Annotated in this window: 1 protein-coding gene and 1 pseudogene; both read right to left on the bottom strand. The window is 73.5% G+C overall.

Annotation, left to right across the window (positions count from 1 at the left end):
- Window positions 1-332 (bottom strand): annotated as a pseudogene (locus tag KUM32_RS40675) (hypothetical protein); the annotation flags it as partial.
- Window positions 333-339: 7 nt separating this feature from the next.
- On the bottom strand, window positions 340-722 hold a 383-nt coding region (locus KUM32_RS40670), incomplete at its 5' end, for a hypothetical protein (protein ID WP_217146703.1).

Here is a 722-nt window from a genome sequence, read left to right as displayed (position 1 = left end):
CATACCCGGCCGCCCAGTTGGGACACCAGGCGGGAGGCGAGGACGCCGGCGAGCCGGTCGGAGCCCTGGCCCGCCGTGGCCGCCCTGACCTCCGTCCACCACACCGGCCCGTCCGCGCGGATGCCGAGCAGCCGGCTCACCTCACCGGGCACCCGGACCAGCGTGGGCGTCTCGACGGAGGCCAGCGGGCGGCCTTCGGCGTCGAAGAGTTGGATGACCGCGCCGTCGGCGGCCGTGCCCATGGTGACGTCGGGCCCGCCGGACAGCAGCCCGGTCAGCAGGCTCCAGGTGTCGGGCATGCGCTCGGTGAGCGCGATCACGTCCTTGGTCATGCGGCGATCACCTGTGCTCGTCCCCTTGCTCGTGCGCTGCGGACGCGTGGTCCCTGGCTGTGGTGGGCGGGGCGTGGGCCGTCTGGATCAGCCGGGGCGGTGCGCCGCGCCGTACCAACGTGCCCCGCCCGACGGGCTGGTCCTGGGCGTAGACGCCGGGGAAGAGCTGGCCTTCCGACCGGTCGCCGGTCATCACCAGGGCGGCCGTCCCGCTCTCGCGCAGCGTCATCAGGAACGGTTCGTACATCGCCCGCGAGGCGCCGGCCACGCGCCGCGTGATGACGAAGTGCAGCCCGATGTCGGGAGCGGACGGCAGGAACGGCAGGAACGGCTCCAACGGCTGCTGACCGGCCACCGCCAGCACGTCGTAGTCGTCCACGAGCACCACGA

The sequence above is a fragment of the Streptomyces sp. AC627_RSS907 genome, assembly GCF_019049165.1.
The sequence above is the reverse complement of the archived record's forward strand: the minus strand, read 5'-3'. Positions and strand labels throughout refer to the sequence as shown.